This is a genomic window from Bacillus sp. L_1B0_5, from assembly GCF_000836715.1.
Classification (GTDB): domain Bacteria; phylum Bacillota; class Bacilli; order Bacillales; family Bacillaceae_G; genus Bacillus_A; species Bacillus_A thuringiensis_S.
This window is the reverse complement of sequence record NZ_JXIS01000202.1, coordinates 1-361: the sequence shown is the minus strand read 5'-3', so window position 1 is coordinate 361 and position 361 is coordinate 1. Positions and strand designations below refer to the sequence as shown.

Here is a 361-nt window from a genome sequence, read left to right as displayed (position 1 = left end):
CGGCATTTGATTGTTATCCATCATCGGTATCATATTCGGTGGTTGGTTGTTATCCATGATTGGCATTATATTCGGTGGTTGGTTGTTATCCATAATTGGCATTATATTTGGCATTTGAATATTTGGCGGTATGACTTGTGGAATAACTACATTTTCTTTCGATACATTTGGTGACACTATATTTCCTACATTCTCTTTCTTCACTTGTGGCGATATTATATTCCCTACGTTCTCTTTCTTCACTTGCGGTGACACTATATTTCCTACATTTTCTTTCTTCACTTGCGGCGATACTATATTTCCTACATTTTCTTTCTTCACTTGCGGCGATACTATATTTCCTACATTTTCTTTCTTCACT

1 pseudogene is annotated in these 361 nt (G+C 36.0%); it reads right to left on the bottom strand.

Annotation, left to right across the window (positions count from 1 at the left end):
* Window positions 1–361 (bottom strand): annotated as a pseudogene (locus RT27_RS31815) (peptigoglycan-binding protein LysM); the annotation flags it as partial.